General features: G+C 67.3%; 28 protein-coding genes and 1 pseudogene. 17 read left to right on the forward strand and 12 right to left on the reverse strand.

Features of this window, described 5'->3' with window-relative positions; translation table 11 throughout:
* Positions 1-97 precede the first annotated feature (97 nt).
* The 6 genes from ON31_RS32605 to ON31_RS32625 all read left to right on the forward strand — a co-directional run bounded on the left by ON31_RS32605 (position 98) and on the right by ON31_RS32625 (position 4,717).
* Entirely contained in the window at positions 98-853 is a 756-nt protein-coding gene (locus ON31_RS32605; RefSeq protein ID WP_039819056.1) for a hypothetical protein, read from the forward strand.
* A gap of 89 nt (positions 854-942) precedes the next feature.
* Positions 943-1,386: a hypothetical protein gene (locus tag ON31_RS32610; RefSeq protein ID WP_039819057.1), complete on the forward strand. Its 444-nt coding sequence runs from the start codon at positions 943-945 to the stop codon at positions 1,384-1,386.
* A 17-nt stretch (positions 1,387-1,403) separates the two neighbouring features.
* Positions 1,404-1,571: a hypothetical protein gene (locus ON31_RS37155; RefSeq protein WP_157533833.1), complete on the forward strand. Its 168-nt coding sequence runs from the start codon at positions 1,404-1,406 to the stop codon at positions 1,569-1,571.
* 29 nt (positions 1,572-1,600) lie between these two features.
* Positions 1,601-2,542 (forward strand): hypothetical protein, encoded by a 942-nt coding sequence (locus tag ON31_RS32615; RefSeq protein ID WP_039819059.1) that lies wholly within the window; start codon positions 1,601-1,603, stop codon positions 2,540-2,542.
* 189 nt (positions 2,543-2,731) lie between these two features.
* The gene (locus tag ON31_RS32620) at positions 2,732-3,772 is read left to right on the forward strand and encodes a DUF3560 domain-containing protein (RefSeq protein ID WP_039819060.1); all 1,041 of its coding nucleotides are present in this window, start codon (positions 2,732-2,734) and stop codon (positions 3,770-3,772) included.
* A gap of 234 nt (positions 3,773-4,006) precedes the next feature.
* Positions 4,007-4,717: a hypothetical protein gene (locus ON31_RS32625; RefSeq protein ID WP_039819062.1), complete on the forward strand. Its 711-nt coding sequence runs from the start codon at positions 4,007-4,009 to the stop codon at positions 4,715-4,717.
* Positions 4,718-4,821: 104 nt separating this feature from the next.
* Here ON31_RS32625 and ON31_RS32630 read toward each other — a convergent pair whose 3' ends face one another.
* The 3 genes from ON31_RS32630 to ON31_RS32640 form a co-directional block, all read right to left on the reverse strand.
* Positions 4,822-5,136, reverse strand: a complete 315-nt coding sequence (locus tag ON31_RS32630; RefSeq protein WP_147287253.1) for a hypothetical protein — start codon at positions 5,134-5,136, stop codon at positions 4,822-4,824.
* Between the two features lie 75 nt (positions 5,137-5,211).
* Entirely contained in the window at positions 5,212-5,706 is a 495-nt protein-coding gene (locus ON31_RS32635; RefSeq protein WP_172544872.1) for a hypothetical protein, read from the reverse strand.
* 162 nt (positions 5,707-5,868) lie between these two features.
* Positions 5,869-6,402, reverse strand: coding sequence for a hypothetical protein (locus tag ON31_RS32640; protein ID WP_039819063.1), 534 nt, complete (start codon positions 6,400-6,402; stop codon positions 5,869-5,871).
* Positions 6,403-6,655: 253 nt separating this feature from the next.
* Between ON31_RS32640 and mobF the strand changes: the two genes are divergently transcribed.
* The 4 genes from mobF to ON31_RS32655 all read left to right on the forward strand — a co-directional run bounded on the left by mobF (position 6,656) and on the right by ON31_RS32655 (position 14,508).
* On the forward strand, positions 6,656-13,303 hold the full coding sequence (gene mobF / locus ON31_RS32645; protein ID WP_147287252.1) for a MobF family relaxase: 6,648 nt from the start codon (positions 6,656-6,658) through the stop codon (positions 13,301-13,303).
* A gap of 121 nt (positions 13,304-13,424) precedes the next feature.
* Positions 13,425-13,583, forward strand: coding sequence for a hypothetical protein (locus ON31_RS37160; RefSeq protein ID WP_157533834.1), 159 nt, complete (start codon positions 13,425-13,427; stop codon positions 13,581-13,583).
* The gene (locus tag ON31_RS32650; protein WP_039819065.1) at positions 13,580-13,945 is read left to right on the forward strand and encodes a putative type II toxin-antitoxin system PemK/MazF family toxin; all 366 of its coding nucleotides are present in this window, start codon (positions 13,580-13,582) and stop codon (positions 13,943-13,945) included. The genes ON31_RS37160 and ON31_RS32650 overlap by 4 nt, the downstream gene beginning before the upstream one ends.
* 77 nt (positions 13,946-14,022) lie before the next feature.
* Complete coding sequence (locus ON31_RS32655) at positions 14,023-14,508, forward strand: hypothetical protein (protein ID WP_039819067.1); 486 nt, start codon at positions 14,023-14,025, stop codon at positions 14,506-14,508.
* Between the two features lie 65 nt (positions 14,509-14,573).
* Here ON31_RS32655 and ON31_RS32660 read toward each other — a convergent pair whose 3' ends face one another.
* Entirely contained in the window at positions 14,574-14,783 is a 210-nt protein-coding gene (locus ON31_RS32660) for a hypothetical protein (protein WP_039819068.1), read from the reverse strand.
* 357 nt (positions 14,784-15,140) lie between these two features.
* On the opposite strand from ON31_RS32660, the gene ON31_RS32665 reads away from it, so the two are divergent.
* From ON31_RS32665 to ON31_RS37170, 3 genes are all read left to right on the forward strand, one after another.
* A complete protein-coding gene (locus tag ON31_RS32665) occupies positions 15,141-16,145 on the forward strand; it encodes a hypothetical protein (protein WP_147287250.1) in 1,005 nt (334 codons plus the stop codon).
* Between the two features lie 798 nt (positions 16,146-16,943).
* Positions 16,944-17,102 (forward strand): hypothetical protein, encoded by a 159-nt coding sequence (locus tag ON31_RS37165; RefSeq protein ID WP_157533835.1) that lies wholly within the window; start codon positions 16,944-16,946, stop codon positions 17,100-17,102.
* Positions 17,103-17,675: 573 nt separating this feature from the next.
* On the forward strand, positions 17,676-18,596 hold the full coding sequence (locus tag ON31_RS37170; protein ID WP_147287248.1) for a hypothetical protein: 921 nt from the start codon (positions 17,676-17,678) through the stop codon (positions 18,594-18,596).
* Between the two features lie 207 nt (positions 18,597-18,803).
* On the opposite strand, the gene ON31_RS32675 is transcribed toward ON31_RS37170, so the two are convergent.
* The 3 genes from ON31_RS32675 to ON31_RS32680 all read right to left on the reverse strand — a co-directional run bounded on the left by ON31_RS32675 (position 18,804) and on the right by ON31_RS32680 (position 19,616).
* Positions 18,804-19,055, reverse strand: a complete 252-nt coding sequence (locus ON31_RS32675) for a hypothetical protein (RefSeq protein WP_039819071.1) — start codon at positions 19,053-19,055, stop codon at positions 18,804-18,806.
* A gap of 75 nt (positions 19,056-19,130) precedes the next feature.
* Positions 19,131-19,304: a DUF6374 family protein gene (locus ON31_RS37175; protein WP_157533836.1), complete on the reverse strand. Its 174-nt coding sequence runs from the start codon at positions 19,302-19,304 to the stop codon at positions 19,131-19,133.
* Positions 19,305-19,355: 51 nt separating this feature from the next.
* Positions 19,356-19,616, reverse strand: coding sequence for a hypothetical protein (locus tag ON31_RS32680; RefSeq protein ID WP_039819073.1), 261 nt, complete (start codon positions 19,614-19,616; stop codon positions 19,356-19,358).
* A gap of 137 nt (positions 19,617-19,753) precedes the next feature.
* On the opposite strand from ON31_RS32680, the gene ON31_RS36100 reads away from it, so the two are divergent.
* Positions 19,754-21,331, forward strand: coding sequence for a 3'-5' exonuclease (locus ON31_RS36100; protein ID WP_051038216.1), 1,578 nt, complete (start codon positions 19,754-19,756; stop codon positions 21,329-21,331).
* A gap of 205 nt (positions 21,332-21,536) precedes the next feature.
* On the opposite strand, the gene ON31_RS32690 is transcribed toward ON31_RS36100, so the two are convergent.
* Positions 21,537-22,364 carry a hypothetical protein gene (locus ON31_RS32690; protein WP_147287247.1) on the reverse strand — a complete coding sequence of 276 codons (828 nt, stop codon included), beginning with the start codon at positions 22,362-22,364 and terminating at the stop codon, positions 21,537-21,539.
* A 699-nt stretch (positions 22,365-23,063) separates the two neighbouring features.
* On the opposite strand from ON31_RS32690, the gene ON31_RS32695 reads away from it, so the two are divergent.
* Both ON31_RS32695 and ON31_RS32700 read left to right on the forward strand, forming a co-directional pair.
* On the forward strand, positions 23,064-23,999 hold the full coding sequence (locus ON31_RS32695) for a tyrosine-type recombinase/integrase (protein WP_039819075.1): 936 nt from the start codon (positions 23,064-23,066) through the stop codon (positions 23,997-23,999).
* A 120-nt stretch (positions 24,000-24,119) separates the two neighbouring features.
* Positions 24,120-24,446 (forward strand): hypothetical protein, encoded by a 327-nt coding sequence (locus ON31_RS32700; RefSeq protein ID WP_039819077.1) that lies wholly within the window; start codon positions 24,120-24,122, stop codon positions 24,444-24,446.
* Positions 24,447-24,477: 31 nt separating this feature from the next.
* Here the strand turns inward: ON31_RS32700 and ON31_RS32705 are convergent, their stop codons facing one another.
* The 3 genes from ON31_RS32705 to ON31_RS37180 all read right to left on the reverse strand — a co-directional run bounded on the left by ON31_RS32705 (position 24,478) and on the right by ON31_RS37180 (position 25,575).
* Positions 24,478-25,083: a toxin-antitoxin system HicB family antitoxin gene (locus ON31_RS32705; RefSeq protein ID WP_306306439.1), complete on the reverse strand. Its 606-nt coding sequence runs from the start codon at positions 25,081-25,083 to the stop codon at positions 24,478-24,480.
* Positions 25,061-25,285 carry a hypothetical protein gene (locus ON31_RS32710; protein ID WP_039819079.1) on the reverse strand — a complete coding sequence of 75 codons (225 nt, stop codon included), beginning with the start codon at positions 25,283-25,285 and terminating at the stop codon, positions 25,061-25,063. The genes ON31_RS32705 and ON31_RS32710 overlap by 23 nt, the downstream gene beginning before the upstream one ends.
* Positions 25,286-25,359: 74 nt before the next feature.
* Positions 25,360-25,575 (reverse strand): hypothetical protein, encoded by a 216-nt coding sequence (locus ON31_RS37180; RefSeq protein WP_157533837.1) that lies wholly within the window; start codon positions 25,573-25,575, stop codon positions 25,360-25,362.
* Positions 25,576-25,587: 12 nt separating this feature from the next.
* Between ON31_RS37180 and ON31_RS32720 the strand changes: the two genes are divergently transcribed.
* A complete protein-coding gene (locus ON31_RS32720) occupies positions 25,588-26,274 on the forward strand; it encodes a class I SAM-dependent methyltransferase (protein WP_157533838.1) in 687 nt (228 codons plus the stop codon).
* 21 nt (positions 26,275-26,295) lie between these two features.
* Here ON31_RS32720 and ON31_RS32725 read toward each other — a convergent pair.
* Positions 26,296-26,805 (reverse strand): annotated as a pseudogene (locus ON31_RS32725) (radical SAM protein); the annotation flags it as partial.

Raw genomic sequence — 26,805 nt, forward strand, 5'->3', positions numbered from 1 at the left:
TTCCTCCCCGCGAGACCGGTAGGGCCGGACGGCCGCTAACCGCCCGGCCCACCGGTCTCGCATCCACCATCACCACCACCGAAGGAGACACCACACCATGGGCTCTCGCTCTACAACCACGATCATTACCCCCACCGGCCGCGCATCGTTCTATCTGCACTGGGGATCGCCCGAGTACCAGGTCCCCCGGATCGCCGAATGGACCTACGAGATGGCCATGCGCGCCGAAGAACTCACCGTCGACACGTGGGAACAGTGGGCCGCCGAGGTCAACGGGGACAAGGGCGGAGCGGCCGCCGCCGAGCGAATCGACTACGAGCCCGGCGACCTCGAGCACCGATACGAAGTCGAAGTCGGTCCCGAGCGCTTCGAATTCCGCTACTGGCATCGCGTCAAGCCGTGGCAAGACGGACCGTGGATTCGGGTGCTGCGGTGCGGATCGGTTCCCGATCTGCTCGCCGAAGCCGTCCGCCAGGTCGAACGGATGCGCAACTTCGCCGCCCGCTACCGCAAGGAAAATGGATTGGCCGAAGACTCCGAAGTGCCCGGACTCGAATCCGTCGCCGATATGACCGCGTGGCGATCGGAATGCGCCGACCGCGCCGATGTGTACGCCGCTCTGTTCTGTGAAGGTGCCCGCACGAGCGAGCCGGACAGCGACGCCTACCCCGAGCGCGTCGACGGCCAGAGCGACGCCGACTATGCCGCCGCGCGCAAGACGTTCTGTGTCGATGCCGCGCGCCACGTGGTCACCCTCGCTCGCGAGTACCGCGACAAATGCGAGTTCGACACCGCCGAACTTCTGTGGGCCGAGGCACGCGGACTCATCCGCGCGGCCCAGCGCATCAAGTAGAACCCCACCCCTAGGCCGAGCACGGGACCGGACGGCCGCTAACCGCCCGGTCCCCCGTCGGCCCCTCACCCGCCGAAGGAGCCCCCACCATGCACACATTCACCCCGGTTGAACGCCTCATCATTCGCTACGCCGCCGAGGACCACGCCGCCCACTACTACGGCACCGTGTTCGGTTTCGGCCGCGACGACGCGGCGCGCTACACCGCCGAAGGCCATTTGCGTGCCCTGGTCAGCGAATACGGATTGACTCCGGTGCACCGGGCGTTGGTCGAGGTACTGACCGAGCGGCCCGAGTTGCTGACGCGCAGCCCCGCCGAGCGCGCGGCCGGTGCCCAGGCCCGCGCCGCGCAAGCCGACGCCCAGGTGCAGGCCGCCGGAAAGGCGTTCAAGGCCGGAGACCTCGAGCGCGCCAGCAAGCTAATCGACGACGCGGAAACCTTCGCCCCGGCCCGCAACTTCGACGGATACCGCGAGAAGATCGCGGCCGCCAAGGCCACCGCGGCCGCCCCCGCCGCCCCGCTCGCCAGCTGACCACGAGAGGCCCCCGCATGCGCCCGCAATGCCCCTGGTGCGCCAGCCCCGCCACCGACGAGGAAGACCCCGACCTCACCACGCTGTGCGACTCCCACGCCGCCGAATACGAGGGTCTGAGCCTCCACCAGGCCGACCGCCGCGACCGCATCGAGTACGCGGAATGGCTCGACAGCATCCACTGACCACCCCGACTGACCGAAGGACAGCAACCATGACCACATCCCTGCCGTTCGCCGTCACCGTGCAGCCCGACAACTTCACGCAGTTGGACGACTTGGCGCGTCGCACCTACGGCGCGCCCCTGCACCCCGAGTCGTTGACCCACGCGCAGGCGTGGCGGATAGTCGCCGCCCTGCTCCCCGCATACCGCGCCGACCGTGAGCTGCGGGTGACCTATGAGGGTCGCACCCTCAGCGCGGCGACGGATGGCGACGCCGCCCGCCACGTCGTCGAGAAGTTCGCACGCGACGCCGCACCGCGCGCCGACGACGACCGCCCGCTGCGCCTCACGGTCGCGCCGACACTGTGGCAGCGGCTCACCGGTGCGCGCCCGGTTGTCATGTGCTGGGCTCCCCCGACTGCCGACAGCGGCCCGGCCGCCGACGACCAGGACGCCGCCGAGCATCGCTACGAGGATCACGGCAAGATCTATTTCTACTTCGCCGAAGGCCGCTGGCATCTCGATTCCACCAGCCTTGACGGGTACCCGCTGGACGGTCTCGGTTCGCTCGATTGCACCTATGGCGGATGCCCGGACCGGTGCACGACGTGCAAGACCCCCGAGGCCACCGCCGAGCGCGAGCAGGCCGACGCCACGCCGTTGCCGACCGGCCGCGAAGTGCTGGACATGCTGGCCGAGTGGTACGGATACACCTTGGTCAGGACCGATCGGACGGCAGAGGCCGCCCGCGCGGACCAGCTACTCGCCGACTTCCGGGCCGACGTGCGCGCCATCGAGGACCACACAGCGCGGTACACCGACGAGCCCGGAAGCGATCAGGACGCGGCCGTGACCGCGCGCTATGCCGACGCGCGCGCCGAGCTGTACGAGCACGCAACCGAGACGGCCGAACGCCTCCACGCACTCGCCAGCGCCGGACACCTGCCGAAGGCGTGGACGACGGCCCGCACCGCGCAGGTAGTCGCGGACTGACCGCGCCGTGCGGCCGCCGCCGGTGCGAATCCTGTGGGCGGATGTCGGGAGCGCGGCGCGGATGCGCCGCGCTCCCGCACGCGGTTCCGCAGGTGCCCCGCCGCCTCGTGCGGGGCGGAGCGGCGAGAAGTGGCGCGCATCACACAGAATCTATGTCGTACTGTTCGTACAGTTGGTACAGTTGGAGTCATGACCGACACACTCACCATCGCCCACACCGCCGCCGAAGGCACCCGGTTGGAGGGAACCCAGTACGGCGACGGAACTTACGAAATCATGTCCGCGCTCGAGCAGCGGATCGGCCGCTATTGGAAGTGGTCCCGCTCGCTGTCGCAGTGGATCGTGTACCGCTCCCGCGACCGCCAGCCGACGACATGGGTTATCAACGCGGCCGTCGAAGCGCTGACCACCGCCGGGTACACGGTGACCGTCGATATCGACCGCACCCACCGCGACCCTGCCCAGGTCGCCGCCGACCGCGCCGCCGACCGCGCCGCCTACGCCGCCGCCGTGCACGCCAAGGCTGAGCGTCACCGTGCGGCCGCCGACGCCGCCGACGCCCGCGCAGCCCGCGCACACGACTCATTGCCGCCCGGAGGCGAGCCGATCAAGTACGGCCACCACTCCCAGCGCCGACACGAACGCCTGCACGAGGCCGCCGACCGCACCGCGCGCCAGGCAAGCGAGGCCCGCGCGAAGGCCGCCGCGACCGAGCAACGCGCCCAGGTGGCCGAGAGCAACGCCACCACCCCCGAGCCCCCCGACATGATCCAGCGCCGCATAGCGCGCCTCGAAGCCGAGCAGCGCGCCGCCGAGCGCCGCCGCGACGGATACCGCCGCTCGCTGGGTATCAACGGCCAGACCGGAACCCCGATCATTGAGGAATGCCCCGCCGCGCGCGGCGACTACCGCGCTCGCCTGGTGGCCGAGATCGCCCAGCGCGCCGACGAGATCGCCCACCAACGCAGCTTGCTCGCCGCCGCGCAAGCCGCCGGTGCCGTCGTATTCACCCCGGACATGATCCGCCCCGGCGACTACGTCCACGCTCGCGGGCACGTCCGCCCGGAACCCGTCGTGCGGGTCAACAAAACCACGGTCACTTTGGACGTGGCCCCCGGATGGAACAACAAATACCCCATCAACAAGATCACGGGAATTACCAACCGCGCCGGAGAACGCGTCAGCTTCGACGCTCAGGGCCGCCGCAGCGACGAGCAGCCGACCGGTTGACGGAAAGACCGGCGGCCGCGCCCAGTGGCCGCCGGTCCCGCCGCCCCCAAGCCGCCTACGTCCCGCAGGAGCGCAGGGCCCGACCCGCCCGCCGAACCGCGACCGCTCAGGCGAGGGCCGCCGAGGCCGCTTACGCACCCCAGACGGGCCGTAGGCGGCCGCACCGACCAACTACATGCACACCCCGCGGCGCGTCTCTATTCGCGCCGCAGAACCCTCGGAAGGACTCCAGTCATGATCACGACGCGGGCAGGTACCGCTTTCGCCGCCGGAGCCGCGAGCACGCTGCTCACGATCGCGGCCGCCGCCGGACTGTGTGCCCTCGACCCTCTCACTCGTATCCGCACCGCCGCCGCCCGGCTGAGCATGTCCCCGGCCGCGCGCGCCGAGCTCGACCGGATGCGCGCCGAAGTGTTGGCGCGTGACGAAGCGAGCGCATGGGAGGCCCAGCGAAGCGACCAGGAGGAGCGGAGTCGATTCGACCCCGCGCTACTCGCTGGCTGTCGACACGAGCGCCTCGAAGATTTGAGCATGAGCCAGCTGATATCCGAACTCGACTACGCGCGCGTGAGCAAGCGCGCGGCCATCGCCGAATGCCACGTACTCGGACCCACCCCGAACGGAGACGAACACGCCCGCATGTGGTGGCAGCAGGTCGAGGCGTTGCGCAACGAGTTCAGACGACGCCGCGTTCAGTCCATCACCGCACACCGACTCGGCGTGCGAGATCGTATCCGGATGGCGCACGCGGCTCCCCGGGTGACCGACCTCGAAGCCGAGTACCCGCGCTACGGCCGGTTTCCGCCGCCCCCCTGCGAGCCCGACCCCGACCGCTACGCCGCCGAGGACAGCACGGGCGAACCGCCGCACTACGACGAAGACGACGCGCCCGCAACGTTCTGGAGTGATGGACCGCCGGAAGTGTATGACGAACCGCCGTTCTGAGTATTGGCCTCACCCGCCCGAGGACGAGCCAGCCCGCACGTTCGCCGGGAACCTCATAGAGAGTTCCCGGCGAACGCGATTCCGGCCCGGAAGAGTGTTCCACACTACGGTGCCGCCGCAGGCCGCACCAGCGCACGGAGGCCAGGCAGTGCGAACGCTCGAGCGGCCAGCGCCGAGCGCCACCGCCCATACTTGGCGAGGTACAGCCGATGCCCGCACAGCCACAGCGCCAGTCCCGCGCCCAGGTACCCCAGCGCCACCACCAGCCGACCAGGGAACAGCAGAGCCGCCGCCAGGCTGACCAGGCTATCGAGGACCAAGAGTGCCCCCACCCACCGCGCGACCGCCGAGCCGATCAGCCAGGACACGAGCGCCACCAGCGCTACGAGCGCGGCAACCCCCACGATCTGAGAAACCATCACCGCCCCTTTCATGGTCCCCGCCGCCCGCCCTGTCCGCGCGCAGCGCCTAGCGTCTCCCACGACCGAGCCCGGTCATGGCATCCCGTCCGCACCGAACAGCGTCGGACGGCCACCGCCGACCAGCAGCGCCCGCCGCACCGCATCCCCGTTCCAGCCGGTACGCACCGCATCCCGCAGCGCTTTGGAGCGCGCCACGCGCTCCGCACGGGTCAGCCCGTCGTGCTTCCACAGCGGCCGCTGCCCGCCGCCGCGCCGTTTGCTGCCCATGGAGGACAGGTTGTCCGCTTGCGTACCGAGCACAACATGCGGCGGTGACGTGCCGACCCACGCGGCCCGGACACAGATCGGATTGTCGCAGCGATCATGCATCGCTACCAGGTCCGGCGGTACCGGCTCACCGGTGGCCAGCGCCACCGCATAGCGGCTCGGCCGCACCATCACATCCATTCCGTCCCGGGTGACCCAGAATCGCCCGTACCCGTCATTGCCTAGGGCACCAATCCATATCCAGCAGTCGCCGACAGCCGGACCGCGCACAATCTTCGCCTCGAAGCGCGCGACCTCCACCGCATCCCCCACGGCCAGCGGTCGCGGAGCCGATAACGCGGCCGCCGATGAACCGCCCGGACCCGAGCCGCTCCCATTGGCCCGCGCGGCAACCCAGAAGCTCAGTTGCTCGCCGTCGGGGCGAGACGAATCGGCCGAACCCATTGCCGTACCACCACTCGACTACGAGGCCGGAGCCGACGGACTCGCCCCGCTGTCCGCTGCGCCTAGCGGTTGCCGCCCGGAATCAGCCGCCGACTTGTCCGCCACCGGCGGAGTCGGTGCCTGCTCGCTTCCACGAGTCGGTGTCTTTCCGTCGGTCACCGCGCCACCGCTCGCCGAGACCGACGCGGCCGCCGATTCGGCTTCCGGCTCGAGCGCCCGCAGCCGCTTGCGCAGTTCGCTCTGTGTGAGCCCGGTTCGTTCGATGAGATCCGACTCATTCAGTCCCAGCGCCCGCAATCGCGCGAGTATCCGGCCCTGAGCGGCGAGCGCTTTGGAGGTGGTCCGCTCGTAGGCCACGTGTGCCTTGTTGATCGCGGCATCTCGCCGCGCGGCCGCTTGTTCCAGCTTGTCCGCTATGCGCTCTTCCCCGGTGAACAACTCGTTGAACGCGCGATGAATCGCGGCCGCCCTGTCCAGGTCCGCCCGCGCGGCCGCTGCCGCCCGTTCGCGCGCGGCTTTGAGCGCGCCCGGTTGACTCTGCCTATTGGCCATCTTGGCAACTCCTCACACCTAGCGGTTCCTAGCCCGGCGACGGTCGCGGCGTGCGCGCCGGTGACGTCCGATCACCGAGAATTGATCACACCGTAACCCAGTAACCCCAGTTCAGAACAGCACCGCCGTCCCGGCGACCGCCGGAACCGGACCGGATTACCCCCGAATCCGGTCCGCTCGCTTCGCTCGCGTCTCGCGACCCGTCGACCCGAAAAGAGCGACACACCTTCTGCACTTCTGTGAGATCCCAGGGTTGACCTCTTTTCTCGGCGGCGGAATCCGCGCTACCGTGATGATCATGATGTCCGGTCCGCACCCGCTACACGCTGGTGACGGATACGAATACTTGACGCGTCAAGTAGCTTCGCAGGACCGTGACCGCGACCGGTCACGCGACCTGACCGACTACTACACCGAGCACGGCACACCGCCAGGGCAGTGGTGGGGCAAGGGCGCCGATCTCCTCGGGATCTCTGGCGCGGTTCGCGAAGAACAGATGCAAGCACTGTTCGGTGAAGGACTGCATCCCGAGGCCAACGCCATCATCGCCGAAGCGCTGGAGAACGGGGCGACGGTCAAAGAGGCCGTCGACCGAGCAAAGATCGGCCGAATGCTGTCGGAATTCTCGCCGAAGAAGACCGAGATCAGCGAGATCTACGACCGAAAGCTCAACGAGTGGATCGCGAAGCATCGGCGTCGACCCAATCACGACGTGCGCATGATGCTCCGTACCGACGCCGCGCACGAGCACCTGTGCGCCAAGCTCGGACGCAAACCCACCAGGCAAGAGATCAACGCCACGCTGGGCGCACAAAAGAAGCTGCACAAGCGGGCAGTCGCCGGGTTCGACTGCGTGTTCACTCCCCCGAAAAGCGTCAGCGTGATATGGGGCCTTGCCGACGACAAACTCCGCCGCGCCATCTACGAATGCCATCGAGACGCGGTGCTGGCCACGCTCGAATGGGCAGAGGAACACTTCGCGCTGACGCGCCGCGGAACCGGTGGCATACGGCAGATCGACGCCGAAGGTCTCACCGTGGCGATGTTCGAACACTACGACAACCGCACCGGTGACCCGAACCCTCACACCCATTGCGTTATCAGCGCCAGGGTGATGGGCTCGGACGAGAAATGGAGCGCCCTGGACGCACGCGCCCTGTTCGCCGGCGGCACCAGCCTCAGCTGCATGTACAACGCCCTGAACGCCGCCAACCTCAAACACCGCATCGGGTTCGCGTTCGAAGATGTCGAGCACCGCGGTAAGGAACCCGTTCTCGAGATCAAGGACGTCGCTCGCGAGCTGCGAGACCTGTTCTCCCGTCGACCCGACATCGTCCGGGTCACCGAACAGCTGATTGCCCAGTACCGAGCCACACATGGGCGCAACCCATCCAAGCGGGTTCAGATCAAGCTGGCCGAGCAAGCCACCTTGGCAACGCGTGATGCCAAACCGGTTCCCAAGTCGCTGCGGGAGATGGTGGAGGAATGGGATCAGCGCTTCATAGAGTTCGATGATCAGCACCGGACCGGGCAAGAGTTCGTCGCTGAAGTCTTGCGCTGGCACACCGATCCCCATGCCGTCCGGCCCTACGACGCCGAGCACGCCGCCATCAGAGTCGGGGTCGAACTTGGCGGCCGCGAGGGCATCCTCAGCACAAACCCCTCTGCCGTCGACTCCGCGATCGCGGATGCGTTGCGTCGGTACCAACTCAGCGATGCGATCGAATTCCACGCAGCATTCGCCGAAGTACGTTCGCTGCTCAATCCGAGGGCACCGACCAACGCTCTTGCGGCCGTTGATGCGGCTTGCGCAGCCGCTGATGCTCGGGTGTACGACCCAGTGCGGATCGCACGAGAGGTCACAGAGAAGGTCGCACGACGGCGTGCCACCTGGACTGAAGCACATATTCGGTCGGCGACCTGGGACCGGCTGGCACGCTGTGATTTCCCCGATGTCGCAGCCCTGAGAGCTGCCGTAGAGGACACGGTCGCAAACGTGCGCGACCAGCACAGCATCCAACTCACGATCGACCCGGACGAGTATCCGGAAGAGGTGTGCCGTCGAAACGGCGAGAGCCAGTTCGACACCGTCGCAGTCACTACGATCCGCTACTCCAGTGAGCAAGTGCTCGCAGCGGAGAATGTGCTGCGCGAGGCCGCTCAGACCCCCACCGCAGACTTCCTGAGCCGTACCGCCGTCGACCGCGCCATCGCGCAGGTCGAAGCCGATGAGGCGAGTGCCCGCGGCGCGGACTTCCGGCTGAACTCCGGACAGCGCGAGATCGTCACCCATCTGTGCACCTCGGGAATGCGGCTCGATGTCGCTGTCGGTGCAGCTGGTGCGGGCAAGACCACCGCAATGAAGGCGGCGGTACGGGCATGGCTCAACGATGGCCGCCAGGTGGTAGCGTTGGCCCCATCCGCCGCGGCCGCCGACGTTCTCAGCCAAGACGTCGGCGTCGACGCACGCACCATCGACAGCCTGCTGATGCGGGTGCGCATGGGCAACCCGTCGGGCTTGGTGCGGGGAGCGATGATCCTCGTCGACGAGGCCGCGATGGCCAGCACACCCAACCTCTATGAACTGCAACGCATCGCTGACACCGCCGGCGCAGTCGTGCGCTACGTCGGTGACCCATATCAGCTCAGCGCCGTCGAATCCGGCGGCATGATGCGGCTGCTCGCACAGGAAACCAAGGCACCCGAGCTCGTGACCGTCGTGCGCTTCCGCACCGAAGGAGAAGCGCCCGCCAGTCTGCAAGTCCGCAACGGCGACGCCCGGATCGCGTTCGACTGGTACAAGGACCAGGGACGCATCACATCGGGCATGAGCGACGAGTTGCGGGAGAAGATCCTCGCCGAATACGTGCGAGACCGCGCCGCCGGAACCGTGAGTCTCATGATGGCCGCAACCGTCAGCGACGTCACGGCGCTCAACGGTGCGGCACAGGCCATGTTCGCTGCCTCGGGCGAGGTGCGGACCGCAGGTCCACGCACCGCCCTGTCCGATGGGCACCACGGCTACATCGGCGACATGGTCGTCACCCGCAAGAACAACAATCGGCTCCGGGTCACACGCGGGAAGCGGGCCGGTTCCAGTGTCGACAACGGCAACCTGTGGCGGATCACGAAGATTCACGAGGATGGTTCGCTCACCGTGGTCGGCAGCTCCCACCGGGGAGTCGTACACCTGCCTGTCGACTACGTCCGGACGCACACCGAACTCGGCTACGCGACGACAGTCCACCGGTCGCAAGGCATGACCGTGGACCGCGCGTACCTGTTAATGAACAAGGCACTCGGGCGTGCACTGGCCTACGTGGGACTGACCCGCGGCAAGTCGTGGAACGGGGTCTACATCGCCACCGACACCGCCCCCGACCCAGGAATCGAGATTCAGCCCGACGACCCCGACGAACCCATCACCGAACGCGATATCTGGCTACGCGTGCTGGCCCGCGAAGACGACAACCTCACCGCGACCGAAGTGATGCGTGCCGAGCAGGCTCGCATCAGCGACCCCACCCGGCTCCGACAGATCTATCACGAGATCACCGCCACGCTCGCCGACACCCGAGGCCGCGATCTACTCGAGCGTGCGCTCCCCGTCGCGATCTACCACGAGATCAGCAACAGCGAAGGGTTCCCAGCCCTGCTCGCCACCATCGCGGTAGCCGATCAGCACGGCCTGAACACCGTCGCGATGATCAACCACATCAGCACCGCCGGGTGGCGCGATGAGGGACAGAGCCTGCTCTCAGCCCGCGACACCACCGCCGTACTGCGCGCCCGTGCCGACACCTGGATCGCCGAACAACTGCACAGCGACGGAACCCCCGCCTCCACCCGCGTCGACACCCTCGGCCTGAACGAGTTCACCGACACCGCCGCCATCATCGGCGCCGTCGCGGAGACGAACCGCGCTACCCATCTGGGCACCACGCAGCGCCGCGGGCGGTTCTATGCGGTGCGTGACGCCGAATACGACGGCATCCCACCAGTCCCCTCGCGTCACCCCGGAATGAACGGCGCGTTGGCCGATCTGGCCGAGGAGATCCGCGCCCGGCTGGTCGGAAGCCACGCCGACACGCGCGCCCCGGCCGCCGCACCGCGCACCAGTAGCGAGCGCGCGGCCGCACTCGACGAGTACACCCATACCACCGATCCGGTGGACCGCCGGGCACGGTTGCGTCGAGACTACGAGACCTATGTCCGCGACCTCGAGCGTGCCCGCGCCACCTACTTGCTCGACCACTACCTGACCGACGATCTTCTGCGGATCGTGGAGTCGGGCCGCCGGTACACCAGCCTCCTGGACACCATCGGACTAGCCGACGAGCACCGCCTGGACGCGGCCGCGTTAGTGGCAGACATCTGTACCCGTGGAGGTCGCGACCGGGGCGAAAGCCTGCTCACGGTGCGCGACGCCTCCGCCATCCTGCAGTACCGGGCCGATGAGTGGATCGCCGATCACATCGTCACCGTCGACAACCCCGTCACGGTGCTGCCGGTCGAATCCCTCGGTGCCGCCGACACCGACACGGAGGCACTGACCCAGGCTGTCGTGGCACTGAATCGCGGCGCGGACGTCCTGGCATGGCAGCCGCGCACCGAGCGATTCCGTGCCCTCGAACAACTCGGCTCACCACCAGGGCTGCGCCCGATCCCACCCGAATACCCGGGCATGGACACGGCCGTCGCCGACTACGCCGACGAGCTGCGCCGACTTCTGCTCGATCTGCCGGACGACACCCCGGACTGGCGGGCTCGCGCCGCACAGCGGCGGCCGGGAGACCACGACGCGATCGACATCGACGAGTGGATTTCACTTGCCGCGGCCAACACCGAACTCGCCTATCCCGACCTGGACAGCATCGAGCGCGTGGTCCGATTGCGCGCCGAACTCGCCGCAGCTCAGGCCCAGACCGACCTGCTGACGGCCACGCTGTTCGCTGGGACGAACATCTACGACAGCGCGATCGAGGATATCGTCCGCCGGGTCCGCGCCCGTGCCGACGAACTGGCACCACTACTGCGCGAGCTGCGCGACGCCCAAGACATTCTCGTCGACGCCGAGCGCGAGCTGGTGCTCGCCGAGGACGCCTACCACCAGCTACTCCACGCCACACCCGACGCCGCCGACGAAGAGTTCCTGCACGGACTCGCCGATCGGATGGAAGCCACCGAGGACCCGGCCGTCCTGGCGCGACTGAACGATCTGCTCGCTCGATACCTGGACGCCACCGATGGCACCGACGCGCGCACCGACGCACTCGCCGCTCAGGAAATCGCCACCGCCCGCCGCACCATGGAGCGAGCACGCGAATTCGCCGAACAGGTCCGCGCCGACATCGGCGCAGCCGAGCGAGCCCTGGACGCCGCGGCTGCCCAACACCGCGTAGTCGATGGGTTGGACGTGCAATACGTGCGCGATCTCGCCACCCAACTCGCCGGGACCGATCTGGTCGCTGCCCGCGCGGCCGTACTGCGCCTGAATGCACAGCTGCGCACAGCGCGAGCACATGCTGTCGACGCACTCGTTGACGAGAGCGGTATTGACGCTGACGCCGCCGTCGCGGAACTCGACCGCTGCACGGTGCCGACCCAGACCGAGCAGCACGAAGCAATGACCCGCGTGCTCGGGCGCGAATCCCGGGAGACCGACTCGCTGCCCGCGCCCGACGCTGCGGAGACCGTGGACGCGGCCGTGAACCTCGCCCGCCGGCGGATGCGCGAAATCGAGACCGCCTACGACCGCGAACAGACACCCGCGCCGATCGACGACCGCAATGCGATCGTCCGGCTGGTCCGCGCCCGCGCCGACGCCTTGCTTCCGTGGGCCATCGAGGCCCACCGCGCCGAACTCGCGTGGAAGGCCGCCGACGCCGCGGCTCTCGCCGCCGACGCCGACCACGAACGGGCCCGCACCAAGGAATCCGATCCCTGGACCGCTGCCGCTGCCGATCCGTTCGTGCGGGACATGCAGGAACGCATCGACGCGCTGGATCCGGACTCCGAAGCTCACGCCCCGCTGCGAGCACAGATGACCGAGATGCTCGAGCAGTACAAGGCGGCGGCCGCCGACACCGCCGACACAGAACTCACCGTCGAACGCACCCGCGCCGAACAAGCCGCTGTCGCGGCGCGGGCGCGCGCCGACCAGCTGCGAGCGGCCGCCGACACCGCCCTCCGCGCGCTCGCCGAGCGCCAACACGAGCCGATCACCACCGCGGGCTCCGAATCGGCGGGAGCTGTCGGTAGCGTTCGGAGGCCAGTCGCAACCCAGATAGAGCGGGGCGAGCAGCTGGAACACCTCACTGTCACCGCCGACACCCCCATGGACCAAGCCGCCGCCGCCTACCTGCAGACCCTCACCGAAGCGGCGGTCCTGCCCGGCGAGCCGGATCGGCGGGCACCGAGCTGGCTGCCCGCGCCGCCACCAGCTGAGAACACCAGCGCGATGGCCGACCGTGCTCGTGAGCAGTACACGGCGATCATCGAGCGCACGGTGTGGCTGGGTGGTCAGGTCGCTGATGAGCGACCGGCGTGGTCGGCGCATCTCGGGCCGCTCCCGGCCGGCGCGGTCTCGCGCGCGGACTGGATCACCACCGCCGGACACATCGCCGCCTGGCGCGAACAACACGACATCACCGACCCCACCACCCTGCTCGGCGACCGCCCAGCTCATGACCCCGACCGCGCCGACCGCTACGACGAACTCACCCGCGACGCCCACCGCCTCCGCACCACCGCCGTCGACGACGCCACCCGCCACGCCCAACACGACGCCGAACAGGAACGCCAGCGCGAACTCGACCGACAACGACAGCGCGAACTCGACCAGCAACGCCAGCACTACCGCCCCACCACCCCAGACCACCCGACGGGATTAGAACCCTGAAGCCACCCCGTCAACGGACATGTTGACGGGACCGCGCATGCTTCTCGTCTTGAGGCACACGCCCCCGGAATCTGGCCTCTGACGGGGCGGTTGAGTGGTTGCTCGAGTTACCATCGACGCTATGACTGCGAGCACGTCGACGAGCGCCGCCGGTAGCAGCGCTGCCGTGCTGGCCGCCTGGTACCACGACAACGGGCTGGACAGCGACGAAGCCTATGTGGACGCGTTCACCGTCGATGCGGCCGCGTTCGCCGAACTCGACGCCGACGCCGCCCGGTGACCTCCGCGCACCCGGATGCCGCGCGGCCGCGGCAGGGTGAAGTGTGGGCGTTCGCGCCGTCGATTGCGGGCCGCGCCGCGCCGTCGTCACTCGGTCCGGATCTGGTGCTGGTGGTGTCCAACTCCCGCGACAACGCCATGCTCCCCCACATCGCGGTGCTCCCGGTCGCCAACGCCCCGGCCACCGACCTCACCGTGCTCCTGGAAGTCGGCGACCCCCGGCCCGGAATGACGGTAGACGTCACCCGGGGCCGGACCATTCCCAAAAGATGGCTGGTCAGCTGCGAAGGCAGTGTGACGCGCAAGAAAATGCGCGAGGTATTCGCCGCGGAGGTGCAATACCGCTGCCCCGAACCCGAATAGCCCCGATCCATTCATCACGCGGGTCAGCGCCGCAAAAGCGCAGCGCTCGAGGCGATTTCGCCGATACGCTCAACCCCGTGCGCAGTCCTCACCATATCGGTCCCAGTGATCCCGCTCCCGCCGGCACCGACGACGCGACCGTACTCACCGGCACCATCGCCGAGGAACCGGTGCTGTTCCTACTCACCCGCTACCGCGTCGCCCAGCGCACCGAGGACGGCGTACTCCTCTGCGGTGACGCGCTCGACGCGGCGCTGCGCGCCCGTGGCGCGCAGCCCATGACCGATATCGACTTCGACCGAGAGCCCGCGCCCGGATGGCGCGCGGTGATCGACACCCGCCACGGCAGCGTGCAACTTATCGCCCCCGGCGACGAACTGATCCACGAAGGAGACCTCGCGTGCGAGCCCTCCTGGTCTCAGCAGATCGCCGAGCGCCAGCACGAGGGCCGCGGACTCGTTGTCATCACCGGTGCCGCCGCACCCACGGCGGCGGCCGCCCTGGAGATGATCGCCGCCGGATTAGCCAACTGGCTGCGCGTACCGATCGAACTGACCCTCTGATCAAACGTAGGCTGCATCGGCGACCAGAGGAAGGAGCGCGGCCGCTGCGGCGCGGGCCACCGCCGTCAGCGGCGGGGCGAGCGGCGCGGAGCGATGGACAACAGCCCGGCCACCATCATGCCGACGGCCGCGCCCACCGCGCCGCCGGCCAGCGCGCGCCCCACCCGCTTCCGTCGGCCTCGTGCAGGAGCCGGGGCGGGGTGACGCACCTTCACCACGATCACCACAACCACGACCAGCACAGCAAAGGCCGGATATATCAGCAGCATCGACATGCGCACGGACCTCTCCCCGACTGCCTGGTTCGGATCCAGGACAGGCTGGCGGTTGTGACGGACCGATCGCCACGGTGGGCGGGATCACTCTAGTACGCCGGGCAGCGTGGCCTGGTCCATCCGGTGAAGGACACGACACGCACGCACTGCGCGATCGTGGACAACACCGACTGCGCGGCTACGATGACCGCACGCCAAGTCGCTGGCTGGCATCTCGAGCTGCATCTCCCGCCCACGCCGGGACCGCGGCACCGACAGATGCACAAGGGTCCCGGACCGTCGCGACCGTCCACCGTGCATGCATCGACCAGCAGGCGGGGGACGCGTGGGGTGCCTCGCCGGAACAGAGAGTCGAGCATGGTCCGTCACGACGCCAAAGCGAAAAAGGCCCGTCGCTCCCGCGCCGAAGCACACGAACTCCCATACAAGACCGCCTACGACGCCGATCCGCGCCGAAGCCCCCTCACCACCGTATCCGCTGAGCACCAACCGATTACGGTTATGCTGCCGTCGACCCCCGACGCTTCAAACATCACGGTGGTCTATCGGCAACTCTCGATCCCCCGCGACGCACTCTATGCCGACATGGACTGGTTCAGCCACGAGGTCGCCGTCACCCACTCCTACCCCGGGGCGGCGACAGGGACATGGAGACTGAACCTGGCCGCGTGGGGCCAGCACGGTCAGGCATGGCTGATGATGCCGTGGCCCGATGTCCACCCTGACGCCGTCTTCGAGATCTGGCACACCGACAAGGAGAAACGTCTGGGCAGCTGTACCGGTCGGCAGTTACTCGACCTCTGGGCGCCACAAAACCTCACCGCCGAGTGCGAACGCGACCCCGAACTGATCGACGTATCGTCACTTCTCAGCGTCCGGGTCGAGAGTCGCCATGAGTGGCCGACATTCGTGATCGGTTGCGTGTGGTTCAACGACGATCCCGACGACGTATATCAACTGCACTGCACGCGCTGCCGCTACGGGATCGGTTTGGGCCCATGGGAATACGCCTTCGAGGATGCTCTCGAACACAACGACTACCATGCGGAGAGCCCTCGCGGCGAAGAGCTGCCGCGTCCCGCAGATGCACTGTCCGAGCAGCACGAGCAGATCGCGGACCGGCTGATCGACCTTGTCGACGCCTTCCACCGTCGAGCAGAACACGCCGAGCAGCGTGACGAGTTCGTACCAGCGGAGTTCACCGCCTCCGTAGAGACCGAAGCCCGGGCGCTCGGTGAACAACTACACATCGAAGGCGGCCCCGACCTGATGCGCAAGGTCGGCCGACGGGTGGCCGCACAAGTCGATGTCCCGCGCTATCTGGATTTCTGGTGGAGCGGCATCGGCACGTGGAGGGCGTGACCCCCGCCGATACCCGGGTCCCGCCCCACGGTGAACCTCGCTCGTCGGAGGGGATCGAAATCAGGCCGTCAGGGTCCGCACACGCAGAACGGGGCTACGGCCTGCGCCCGCCGAGCCCTGCGGGCCCCGTCGGCACCGGCGGTGGATTGGCGGCGCAGCTCGACCGGCCATGCGCGGGGGTAAGGAGGCCAGCTTTCCGCGGAGTCTGGAAAGCCGACCGAGCACGCGCGAGGCCGGTCGGCCGCGCCACCGCGAACACTAGCGACCCCGCCATGTCCCGGGCCAGGCCCTGGCAACTGACTGGCACACCAAGTCAGGCGTCCATCGTCGCCGCACCCCGCGCAGGCTGTGCAAATCGGGCAATTCATGACAATTCGTGCCTTCGTAAGGTTTATGCCTTGACAACACCGCCCCGGCCCCTGTTTGCCCGGTGCCGTCGTCGATGGTGCCGCTGGGTAGCGGGTGATGCGCTGTTTATGTCGATCGACGCCCGAAGATCGGGCGTCGATGTGCGAGAATAACGGTGTTGCGCAACATATGCCGGGATCTGGCGAAGGCATGGTCGCGGCCGGACGCCAGCATGTACTCCGCCCTATGGGATGGCCCAGTCTATGGCGGGCCACGGCACACCGCGCCGCGACCGCACCAGGCCCGCGTCAGGCTATGCCGACGCCGGAATCGGAACGTGAGGCCATGCCCACGTGGCCGAGGCAATCAGCTACGCATTCGCTCGCGGCGGCCGCCCCCGGCCGTCAGGGCTCGGTGCCCGGTCGCCGCCGACCAGGAAGGCATCTGACCATGAGCAAGAACAGCAGCAGCGGTAGCACCCCGATGGACCGCGAAGCCGCCGACCGCATCGGCGAAGCAGCCGAACGAGACCCCGCCAGCCCGACGGCGACCAGCGGTTTCGCCGACCGCGCCGACAAGGCCGCCGACCGCAACGAGCGCGATCGGTAATCGGCACACGCCGCGCGTGGGATGGGGAGCACTGGTTCGCAGATCGGCACCGCGCCGAAACCGAAAGCGTCGGGATGGTCGATGGGGTCAGGGGTCGCCGTAGTATCTGCCGAATTTTGGGCGGAAATGAGTACTGCTGCAGCTCGGGAGGCTGGCGCCCCCGAAGAGCGCACCCCCGAAGAGTGGAAGCCCGGGGACCTTAGTGGGGAACCCCGGGCTTCATGTCACTGGCGGCGGCCCGGCGGATTCGTTCCGAAGAAGCTGAGTACGCAGCCGAGGACCGTCACTGCGGCATCCCAACCCGCGAGGAGCCCAGCCGCGCTGGCGAGGCTGACAGCCAGTGACAACGCAACAAGCGGATGCACCGGCTCCCTCGGGTCGGGCGCAGGCGGAAACGGGTCGTTCTCAATGGTGGATGGGGGGTCTACCCTCATTCCTGGACCTCTGTTCGTTGACGGACGCTGTCTATTTCGTGCCTCCCCCGAATGCAACTCGGGGGAGGCACACCCTTTTCGAGGGCGGATTCATTGCAGCATCGAGGGGTGCACGGGTGGATACACTTAGAATCGGTGCATGTCACAGGGGTTGGGCATCACCCAGCGGAGGCTCCTCAGCGCGCTCTACGCGGCACCCTTCCGAGATTTGCTTCGCTGGGAACTCGACTTCGACGAGTTCGATGAAGGCGAGGTTTGGGCCACCCCTCTCGGCGTCTACCCCACCGGGGCCGCGGAGCTCTCGGATGGTTCTGAGTTCTATCTGATCGCGCAGCTGGCTCTCGCCGAATTCCACCATCCAACACTGCGTGATAGCCCTCGTCGGTCGCCCGAATTACGCAGGCTCGGATTAATGTCCTGGTTCTCGCTGAACACCCAGCCGAGCACCTCGACCGATCGTGACCTGTTGAGAAGCTGGCGGGCTGCCTACAGACGTGCAGCACGCAGCCTCACCGCCCGCGGATTCATCGAGACGGTACAAGCCAATGTCCACCTAGAGGACCTCGGGCAACTGACCTGGGGCAGCGGTGAGCTGGCAGCTCGTAAGGTCGTGCTGGCGAGAATCAGTGAGACTGGTCGCCAGCACGTGCTGCAACGTCGAGCCGAACTCATTGCTGACCCAAGCGGTTACGCCGATGACCTTCGCCGCGCACTACACGCTGCCGGGTTTCACGACATCGCCGAACCCCACCCGCAACCTCCACCATCCAATAGCGGGCCCCGACGGTCCCGTATCGGCGCCCTCCAGAAACGCGTCCAACTGGAAGAGGCCGCGCCCGGAGCCAGCACACGGCCAGGTCCTCTACTAGGGCGAGGAGACGTGGTTGCCCACTTCACAGCTGAAGACTTTGACACCGATCACATCGAAACTGTCCTTAGAGCGTGGCATCGAGAGGAACAACGCAAATCGCGGGAGCTGTTCGGCGACAACGGCATTCCGCTGCACGAGCAGCTGTTCAGCCAAGAGGATATCGAGGAGCTGCGGCGGCGACTTGCCTAGCGCGGCATCTTACGGGCAGATCATGCAGCCCGAGCTGTTCTGAGTTGTACGGAAAACGATGACTCCCCCGACTACGCGGCACTCAGACCTGTAACGCATGCCGTGTACGCGGCAACGTCCACCCTTCGGTGGCTAGCGATACTTCGGCGCTGACCAGGACCTACACCCATATCCGTTGCTTTTCGGCGATTACTACCGGGACCCAGGTCAGTGGGGAACAGCGAGTTTCGGGATCACTACCCAGGCCGCGACCGCAGCGACGACGAGCCCCGCGCCCCCGGCGGCGGCCGCTGCCCACTCGCCTTGTGCCGAACGAATTATCACGTGGATCAGGAACGACAGCGGCAGGAGCAGCAGGATCCGGCGACCGGCACGCCTGTGTCCGGCACCGAGCAAGGTGATTCCGCCGAACACACCCACCATCGCCATCAAGACGACCGTGATGGACACCAGTGCCACGTCGAGACCCCTCTGCCGGTGATCGAAAACCCAATGCGGCCAACCATAAACCCAGTCACCGACACCGGAGGGCTTCTACGAGCGCTCGGTTTCCTCCAAGAACACCCGCAACCCCTCGCCGACCTTCCCGGCGGCATGTTCCAGTTGCTCGGGAGTCAGATACTTGCCGAAGGCAGCGGCATCGAGCAGCTGGGCGCAGACCTGCCTCAGGTTGAGGGCTGCCCAGTCGCGGCGATCAAGTTCGGGCATGAACGCGAGCCTACCTCGAGTCGAACTATTGTTCGAACCGCTTGGTTTGATTCAGAACAGCGTCCCAGTCGCGTCCGGCGGCGCGGAGCGAGCGCGTGTGCGCTGCCGCTCACCGAGAGCGCGCCCGCACCGCTCCAGCAGCACCGCAATCTGAGCGTCAACGTCGTCCAGCTGCCCTTCGAGGAAGGCGACGTCGTCGCCGGTGGCCGCGTCGAGTTCGGTGAGGATCTCGGCGCGGTCGGCCCGCAACCCGGCGAGCTTGCCCGCCGCGATTTGCTCACGTAGACGCTCCACCTCATCCGCTGCGGCCATGCGACCCAGCCTAGGGAATCGAGGCGGGGCCTTGCCTTCTCTTCCGTCACAGGCTCGTTCACACAGGGGCCCGAGTTTGTCGGTGCTGACTGCGATGATGCCGTGACCGGGTGCCCGATGCGGATCAAAGGAGAGCTGTGACCACCACCAGTGCCCGTAGCTACTACGGTCCTCAGATTCTGGCTGAAGAGATCGGGTTGCAGCGCTGGCAGTTCGAGCGCGCGTCGGCCGCCGGGTTGTTGCCCCGACCTGAGCACACCCGTGGCTGGACACCCGAGCAGGCCGAACAGATCCGCAATCTGGTCCCGGCAATCGTCGGACGTTTCGGTGCTGAGCATCCCATCGGCGCGGCCCGGTGTGCCGACCGGCTCGCCGCCCGTCTCGCGATGACGGTGCAGCCCTGCGATATCGAGGCGTTGGCCGAAGCCGGGCACCTGGAGGTCGCCGACACCTTCACCAAAGGCGGCCGCACGTACGACCTTTACGCCCCCGCGCACGTCGATGCCCTGCCCGCCGAGAGTGTCGCCGCGATCCTCACCGCACGCACCGAATGGACTGCGGTCTCGGTCACCGCCGACGACGCCTGCGCACATCTGGGTTGGAAGTTCGACGAGCTGACGCGCGTGGCCCACGAACGCCGGATCGCTACGGGACGGCTCGGCCGTTACCGCCGCGCCGATATCGACGCCCTGGCCGCCGATGAGGATCTGTGCGAACAGATCCGGCTCGACCGCGTCATGACTGCCGACGCCGCAGCCGGGCTTCTCGATGTCGAGCGGCGGCATTTCGATATCGCGGTCGAGAACGCCTGGATCCGGCCGGTCCGCCACCACGACAAGGAAGTCGGCCGGTATCGCACTGTGGCCGTGCCGCTGTACCGAACCGGCGATATCGAGGCCCTGCTCGAGCTCCCGGATGTCGATTGGGCGCAGGTTCGAGCCACCCCGAAGGGGGTCAGATCGCCGTTGTTGGAGCTGGTCGGCGGCCGGAAGCTCACGCGGGCGAAGGCGATTCGCTCGTTTCTCCAGTGGTTCGGTGCTGACCACGGCATCGAGATGTGGGGCTGGTGGGTACCCGGACCGGATCTGTGGGAGATCGACTGGGAACGTATCGACGGCGGCCCCACGAAACAGGACGTCGCCGCCGCTATCGAGGGCAATCCCGCACTGCGGCGCTACCGCCGCGACATTCAGCTGCATTCCCACGCCGGCGCGGCCATCCGATTCGCCCGAGAGATGCTCGCCCCCGGCGCCGCGGTCATCCTCGACACCGAGACCACCGACCTGTTCGGCCGGGTGTGTGAGATCGCGATCATCGACGCCTGCACTGGCCGGGTCCTGCTGGACTCGCTGGTCAACCCTGGCTGTCCGATCAGCCCCGACGCGATCGCCATCCACGGCATCGGCGAGGGCGACGTCACCGCCCCCGGGGTGCCGGATTGGAAGACGATCTATCCGCGGGTACTCAAGGCGACCAAGGGACGTACCATCTTGGCCTACAACGCTGACTACGACCGGACTGTGGTCGCCGCCGACTGCCGCGCCGCCGGGATAACCCGCTCCCGGCTGGCCGACCCCGCACGATGGGCCGATGTCATGGTGCCGCGCTCGGACCATGCCCGCATCCGCGACTGGCTGCCCAACGGCGGCGGGCATCGAGCGCTGGCCGACGTCCAGGAAACGCGCCGCCACCTGCAACGCATGACCGCGCCCTAGATCGTGTCTCCACGCCGCCGCCCGCGCCTGCGTTCGTCCGACACGTCACCGAGCGCGTCCGTGCGCACGAGGCCCGCCCGCCACCCAGCTGGCGTCATCGACACGGACCCACGCGTGCCGGACCGTCCACTCGGCACCCTGCCGCGGCGGGTACCCGAGGTGCTGGCCCGCATCCCGGCGTGGATGACGTTCCAGGCGGGCCCTTTCACGCTGCGCTGTCCGCCCCGACGGATACGCATCGGGTGAGATCTTCGGCGCTGAGAAGCCCTTCTTCCCACGCGCCGAGCAGTTTTAACCACAACCCGGAGTTGACGTAGTTCGGGTCCGGTTTGCGGTGCCGGGCGAATTCGAGATCGTTGGGCAATGGATGCCGCGCGACCAGGTCCAGCAACGCGGCGAGATCACCGCCGCGGGCAGCGGAAACGGCGGGTACGAGCTCCGAGGTGTGATCGATGCTGTCCTTATGCCCGGCCATGTGCATCAGCCCGGGAAACACGCGTCGTCGGATCGTGTCGACGACATCGGCCGGGGTGGGAGTCAGCGGGCCGATGAGGTAGACCTCGCGAGTGGTAGCGTCGTCGCCGGGTCGGTCCAAATGCAATTTGCAGCGCTGTAGTACATAGGTTGCGTACAGGCGCTCGGTTGTGCCGTAGCGCTTGAGCCAGAACGAGCTATCGGCCTCCCAGTCGATTCGGTAGCGGCCGTGGGCATCCCATTTCGCGACCTGACCGTAGATCTCAATGAGATTGCCGCATCGCTTGCCTCGGGCTGTTTTGGCGACACATTGCATGTCGTATATCTCGCCGTCGTAGCCGTATTGGTTGTCGCCGATCACCAGCACGGTCTGAGTGCGCTCCGTTGAGGCGGTGCCGGCTATCCCGCTGAATTGCTCGCATTCCCCGGCTGCGGTCCCGCGTTCGGGTAGCGAATCGCGCAGTGCTCGCGTCGTCGTCTCGACGGTTGAGTTCGACGCGACCCTCTGGCTCAGGCGGTTCTTTCGACGCGCCCGTTTTTTGTCACTCGATTTACCCATGGAAGCGGTTTTACCAGCATCAACGTAGGGACTCAGGATGGCGCACCGGGCGCTGAATCCGCGAAACCCGCGTCCTGTGGCGCGGCTACTGTGGTGGGAAGTCCGGATCACCACGATGCGGTCCGGCCCGCATGTTCCACAGGCGGCAGCCGCGCGCTGACACTGCAACCGGCGAGATGATCGGTTCGCTCGAGAGGAAACGCCAATGGGTCCCCACCACCTGATGGCACAGACGAGCGCACCGGGTTCGGTAGGTTGCTCACATCATTCTGGCATGAGGAGCCGTTGACCGACGAGGAACAGGTCGCGCTCGACGACCTTCGTGAGCGCACTCCGCACGAGCCGATGTCATTCGACTGACCGCAGCGTCGGGCGACACACTCCAATCCGGTTGTTGACCTTGACTGCCCACCCCCCGGCCATGGCGGGGCGCTGTCGTCAGCAGCGCACCTACAGGAGTGCTTGGCCGCTGACACAGAAATCCGCCCCGTGGATGGCCCGTAGCCGGTCCGGGGGTAGGTCCACCCCTCCCCCGCCGCGTTCGGGGCCGTGAGAGAGGCACAGGGACTAGTCTGCGAATAACGGTCGTTATCGCAAGACTTCGCTAGGATCGGCCGAAGCGACGTCGACGAACGCGGCGGCGGCGGAATCGCTCGATTCCGAGTTATCGCAAAACATCTCGCTGGGAGGCTCGAAATCATGCACGAGGCGATCGTCGACGCCCTCGGCCAGCACCACCCCTACGCCCGACACATCGACACCTTCCTGTCCGACTTGCGCAACGAGGGCAAGGCCACCAACACCCTCACCGCCTACCGCAAAGACCTCATCGCCTTCGCCGCCCACACCGACGGCGAGATCGGCGAACTCGATGTCGAACCCGTGCGCGCGTTCCTGTCCGAGCAAGCCGAGCTCGCCGCCTCCACCCGCGCGCGTCGCCGCGCCTCGGTATCGGCGTTCTGCCGGTGGGCGTATCGCCACGACCTCATCACCGCCAACCCCGTCGACAAGACCAACCCCGTCTCCGTGCCCAAAGGTCTGCCACGCCCCGCCGCCACCCGCGACGTCGCCCGCCTGCTCAACGCGATCTGCTCCCGCCGCCCGGCCCGGACGGTGCCCCTCGATGTCATCCGGGACCGGGTCCTGTTCGAACTGGTCTACGTCACCGGCGCGCGAATCAGCGAAGCCTGCGGCGTCCACGTCGAAGACCTCGATCTGCGCGTCGACGACGAGCACGTGAGCCTGCACGGCAAAGGAGGCAAGATCCGCACCGCTCTGCTCGACGACCGCGGATTCGTCGCGCTGCTGCGCCTCTACCTCAATCGCGCGGGCTACACCACCGGCCCTCTGTTCCGCGCCAGCATCAACGGAGCCGGCGGCCCGCTGACCCCCAGTGCCGCCCGCGCACGACTCCACACCTACTGTGCCGCAGCGCAAGTCACCATCACCCCCCACCAGCTGCGTCACACCCACGCCCAGGAACTCACCGACGCCGACGTCAACCCCGAAGTCATCCGCCGCCGCCTCGGGCACTCCCGCCTGGAAACCACGTTGATCTACGCCCAGGCCAAAGACTCCATGGTGGACAACGAAATCCGCGCCGCGCGCCGCCGCCGCGACGCCGCGCGCCGATAGCGGGCAAATTGGTCAACCCGTCGGTCGCTCACGGATGCATCGCGAAGCAAAAGACAGACCTCGCAACACAGATCTACGCTGAACCTGTCAGCTCCGGCCCAAAAGAGGTACTCCCGCGAAATGCAAAGTCTCGAAAGCAGATACGCCGACGCCATCGAACGCACGAAGCGGATAGTTCACGGCACCCCCGAGGTCGATATCGCCGAGATCCGCGCTGAAATCGAGCGTCTCGATCACGAGCTACGGCACACGCGCATGGAGCCGGACCGCCGCGAGGAACTGCTCAAGCTCAGCGGTGCAGCCACTGCCGTGCTGGCGCGCCAAGTGCACGCCGCGCGTAACCCTCTCGTCATCGACCCAGCCCCGCACCATCCCGCGCCGACACGGCGGGGAAATGCGATCACCGATGCCGCGTGTCGCTACAGGGACCGCGGCATCGAGCGATAAGCCCGCCGGTGGCCGGGCCCAGAGCTCAGCTCTATTGGATACGCTCAACCACAGTGGGGATCGGCTGCGAGGACAACGGCCTGCCCTGCGTTCTCCACTCGACGATGTCGCTGTTACTCGGGGGGCGAGGACCATCCTCCGTCAAATACTGGGACACCATGCTCACGAAGGCCAAGGCGTCGTCACACTCCTCGGCGACCGCTCCCCGCAACTTCGTCTTGGCGGTCACCAGGCGCAGAACGTAGTTGAGTCGTCCCAACGCGCGCCCGACCTCCACCGCATGCTGCGGCATCGGAACATCAGGGTCATCGCCGTCATCGAACCGGGTCCGGTCACGACGCGTCGTGACCTTGACGCGCGGGGTCGGCTCCAGCGGTGCCACCGGCGAGCCCTGCACGCCTTCGCGCTGCGCGAGCAGCAGTTTGATCGCGTGGATGACGGCGGTGTTCAAGCTGATGTGGCCCTGCTCGGCCACCACACCCAGCTGTCGATGAAGATCTTCGGGAAGACGCAAGGTGAATGTCTTGTCTGCCATGGTGGCAGAATAACACCATTCTGGTGTCTTGCAGCTGATTGTGAATCGCGCGTGACATGCATTCGAACAGGCGACTACGTCATCCGCATTGCGCCTGCTGATCCGAGGCCGGGTTCAGGGTACCGGTGAGCGGCGCGACCGTCAGCAGCTCGGAAGCGCCCTTGGTCCCCCGCTCGCGCAGGAGGCGCGCCAGGACGGGCACACCAGCGGCGGCGAACTCGTCGGCTACCTCGGCGAGCAGGGCATCGTCGCGCTGGGCCAGGGCATCGCCCAAGCGGCGATCGGTCGCGGTGAGATCAATCATCGGAGTCCCCCTCGGGTGCGTGGGTGTCGTTGTTCTGGTCTCGTGCGTGCTGGCTATCTTCCCGGGGCGTCGTGCTAGATGTCCAGGTGGATCTGGTTGTTGTGATCGTTGATCTGCGGCGCATCGGCGATGATGGATGAATGATCCCTGGTTCGCCGCCGTGCTGGCCTGTCCTTCCTGATGACCGTGAGGAGTTGTTCCGAGGCGCAGCGCAGTTCTACGCCCAGTTCCGTCCGCCCTACCCGCAGGCGCTTTTCGATGATCTGGTGAGCCGGGCCCGCGTCGGTCAAGGTGGCGTTCTGGTGGACATGGCGTGCGGTACCGGCGAGATCGCGATACCGCTGCACGGTGAGTTCTCACGGGTGCTGGCGAGTGATATCGAACCGGGGATGATCGAAGTCGGCCGTGACAAGGCGGCGGCGGTCGGCGCGAGCAATATCGAGTGGCGTGTAGGTCGGGCCGAGGATGTCGTGGTGAGCGCGGCCGACGATGTTCGCTTGGTGACCTTGGGAAATGCGTTCCATTGGGTGGATCGCGTCGCGGTCGCCGGGCGTGCTCTGGAGTGGTTGGAGCCGGGGGGATGTATCGCGATTTTGGGGAGCAGCACCCCATGGAGTGGCTCCGAACCATGGCAAGCGGTGGTAGTTGAGTGCCTCGAGCATTGGGCCACCGCTGTGGCAGAGGTGTCGCCCGCTGCGCCGGGCGGGTCGGGGGATGCGGCGGCGCAGCGGGTCACCCACGACGAGGTGTTGCGAGATGTCGGTTTCGGCGAGGTTGCCCAGTACGAGTTTCCGACACCGCACACCTGGACTGTGGACGAGCTGCTCGGGTTCTTGTGGTCCACCTCGCGAACCGGGCGACTTCGTCAGCATCCCGCCATAGCGCGTCGATTCGAAGCCGACCTGCGGGATCGGTTGCGTGTGTACGACGAGTCCGGTCAGCTGCGCGAAAGTGTCGCGCACTACTACATTCTGGGCCGTCGCCCATAGCGGGCGCGGCGGCCTCGAGGGTCAGGGCACGAGGTCGGGGCGGTCGAATTGCGCTCGGTAGGCGTCGAACCCCTGGCCGCACACTCGAGAGCACACGGTGAGTTTTCCGCCTGCAACGGAGTCAGCGGCCCAACTGCGTTCGATAGCGGTGAAGAACGCGCCGGACAGGATGTCCTCGAGGTGGTGGCCGGTGGCGTCGAGGGTGTCGGGGCCTCCGCAGGAATCAAGGAGGTCGCGGACCTGCGGGTCGGTGGCTGCGCCGGTGGGGCCGTACAGCTGCGGCAGGGTGGCTTGGACGTACATCCAGCAGCAGGGATAGACGTGGCCGCTGGCGGAGATGAAGACCTGGTCGGTGGCGAGGGCGAGGCATCGGATGGTGCAGCTGTCGAAGAACGCGTCGAAATATTCTGCGCGGGCCTCGATCTCGCGGGCCCACAGCACGACCTCGTTGACCAGGCGCGTGTCGGCAGGGGGTCGTAGTTCGCCGACGATCGCGCCGGTGCGGTCGTAGATGGGGGCGGCGTCGATACC

The sequence above is a fragment of the Nocardia otitidiscaviarum NBRC 14405 genome (assembly GCF_000308635.1).
In the GTDB taxonomy this organism is placed as follows: domain Bacteria; phylum Actinomycetota; class Actinomycetes; order Mycobacteriales; family Mycobacteriaceae; genus Nocardia; species Nocardia otitidiscaviarum.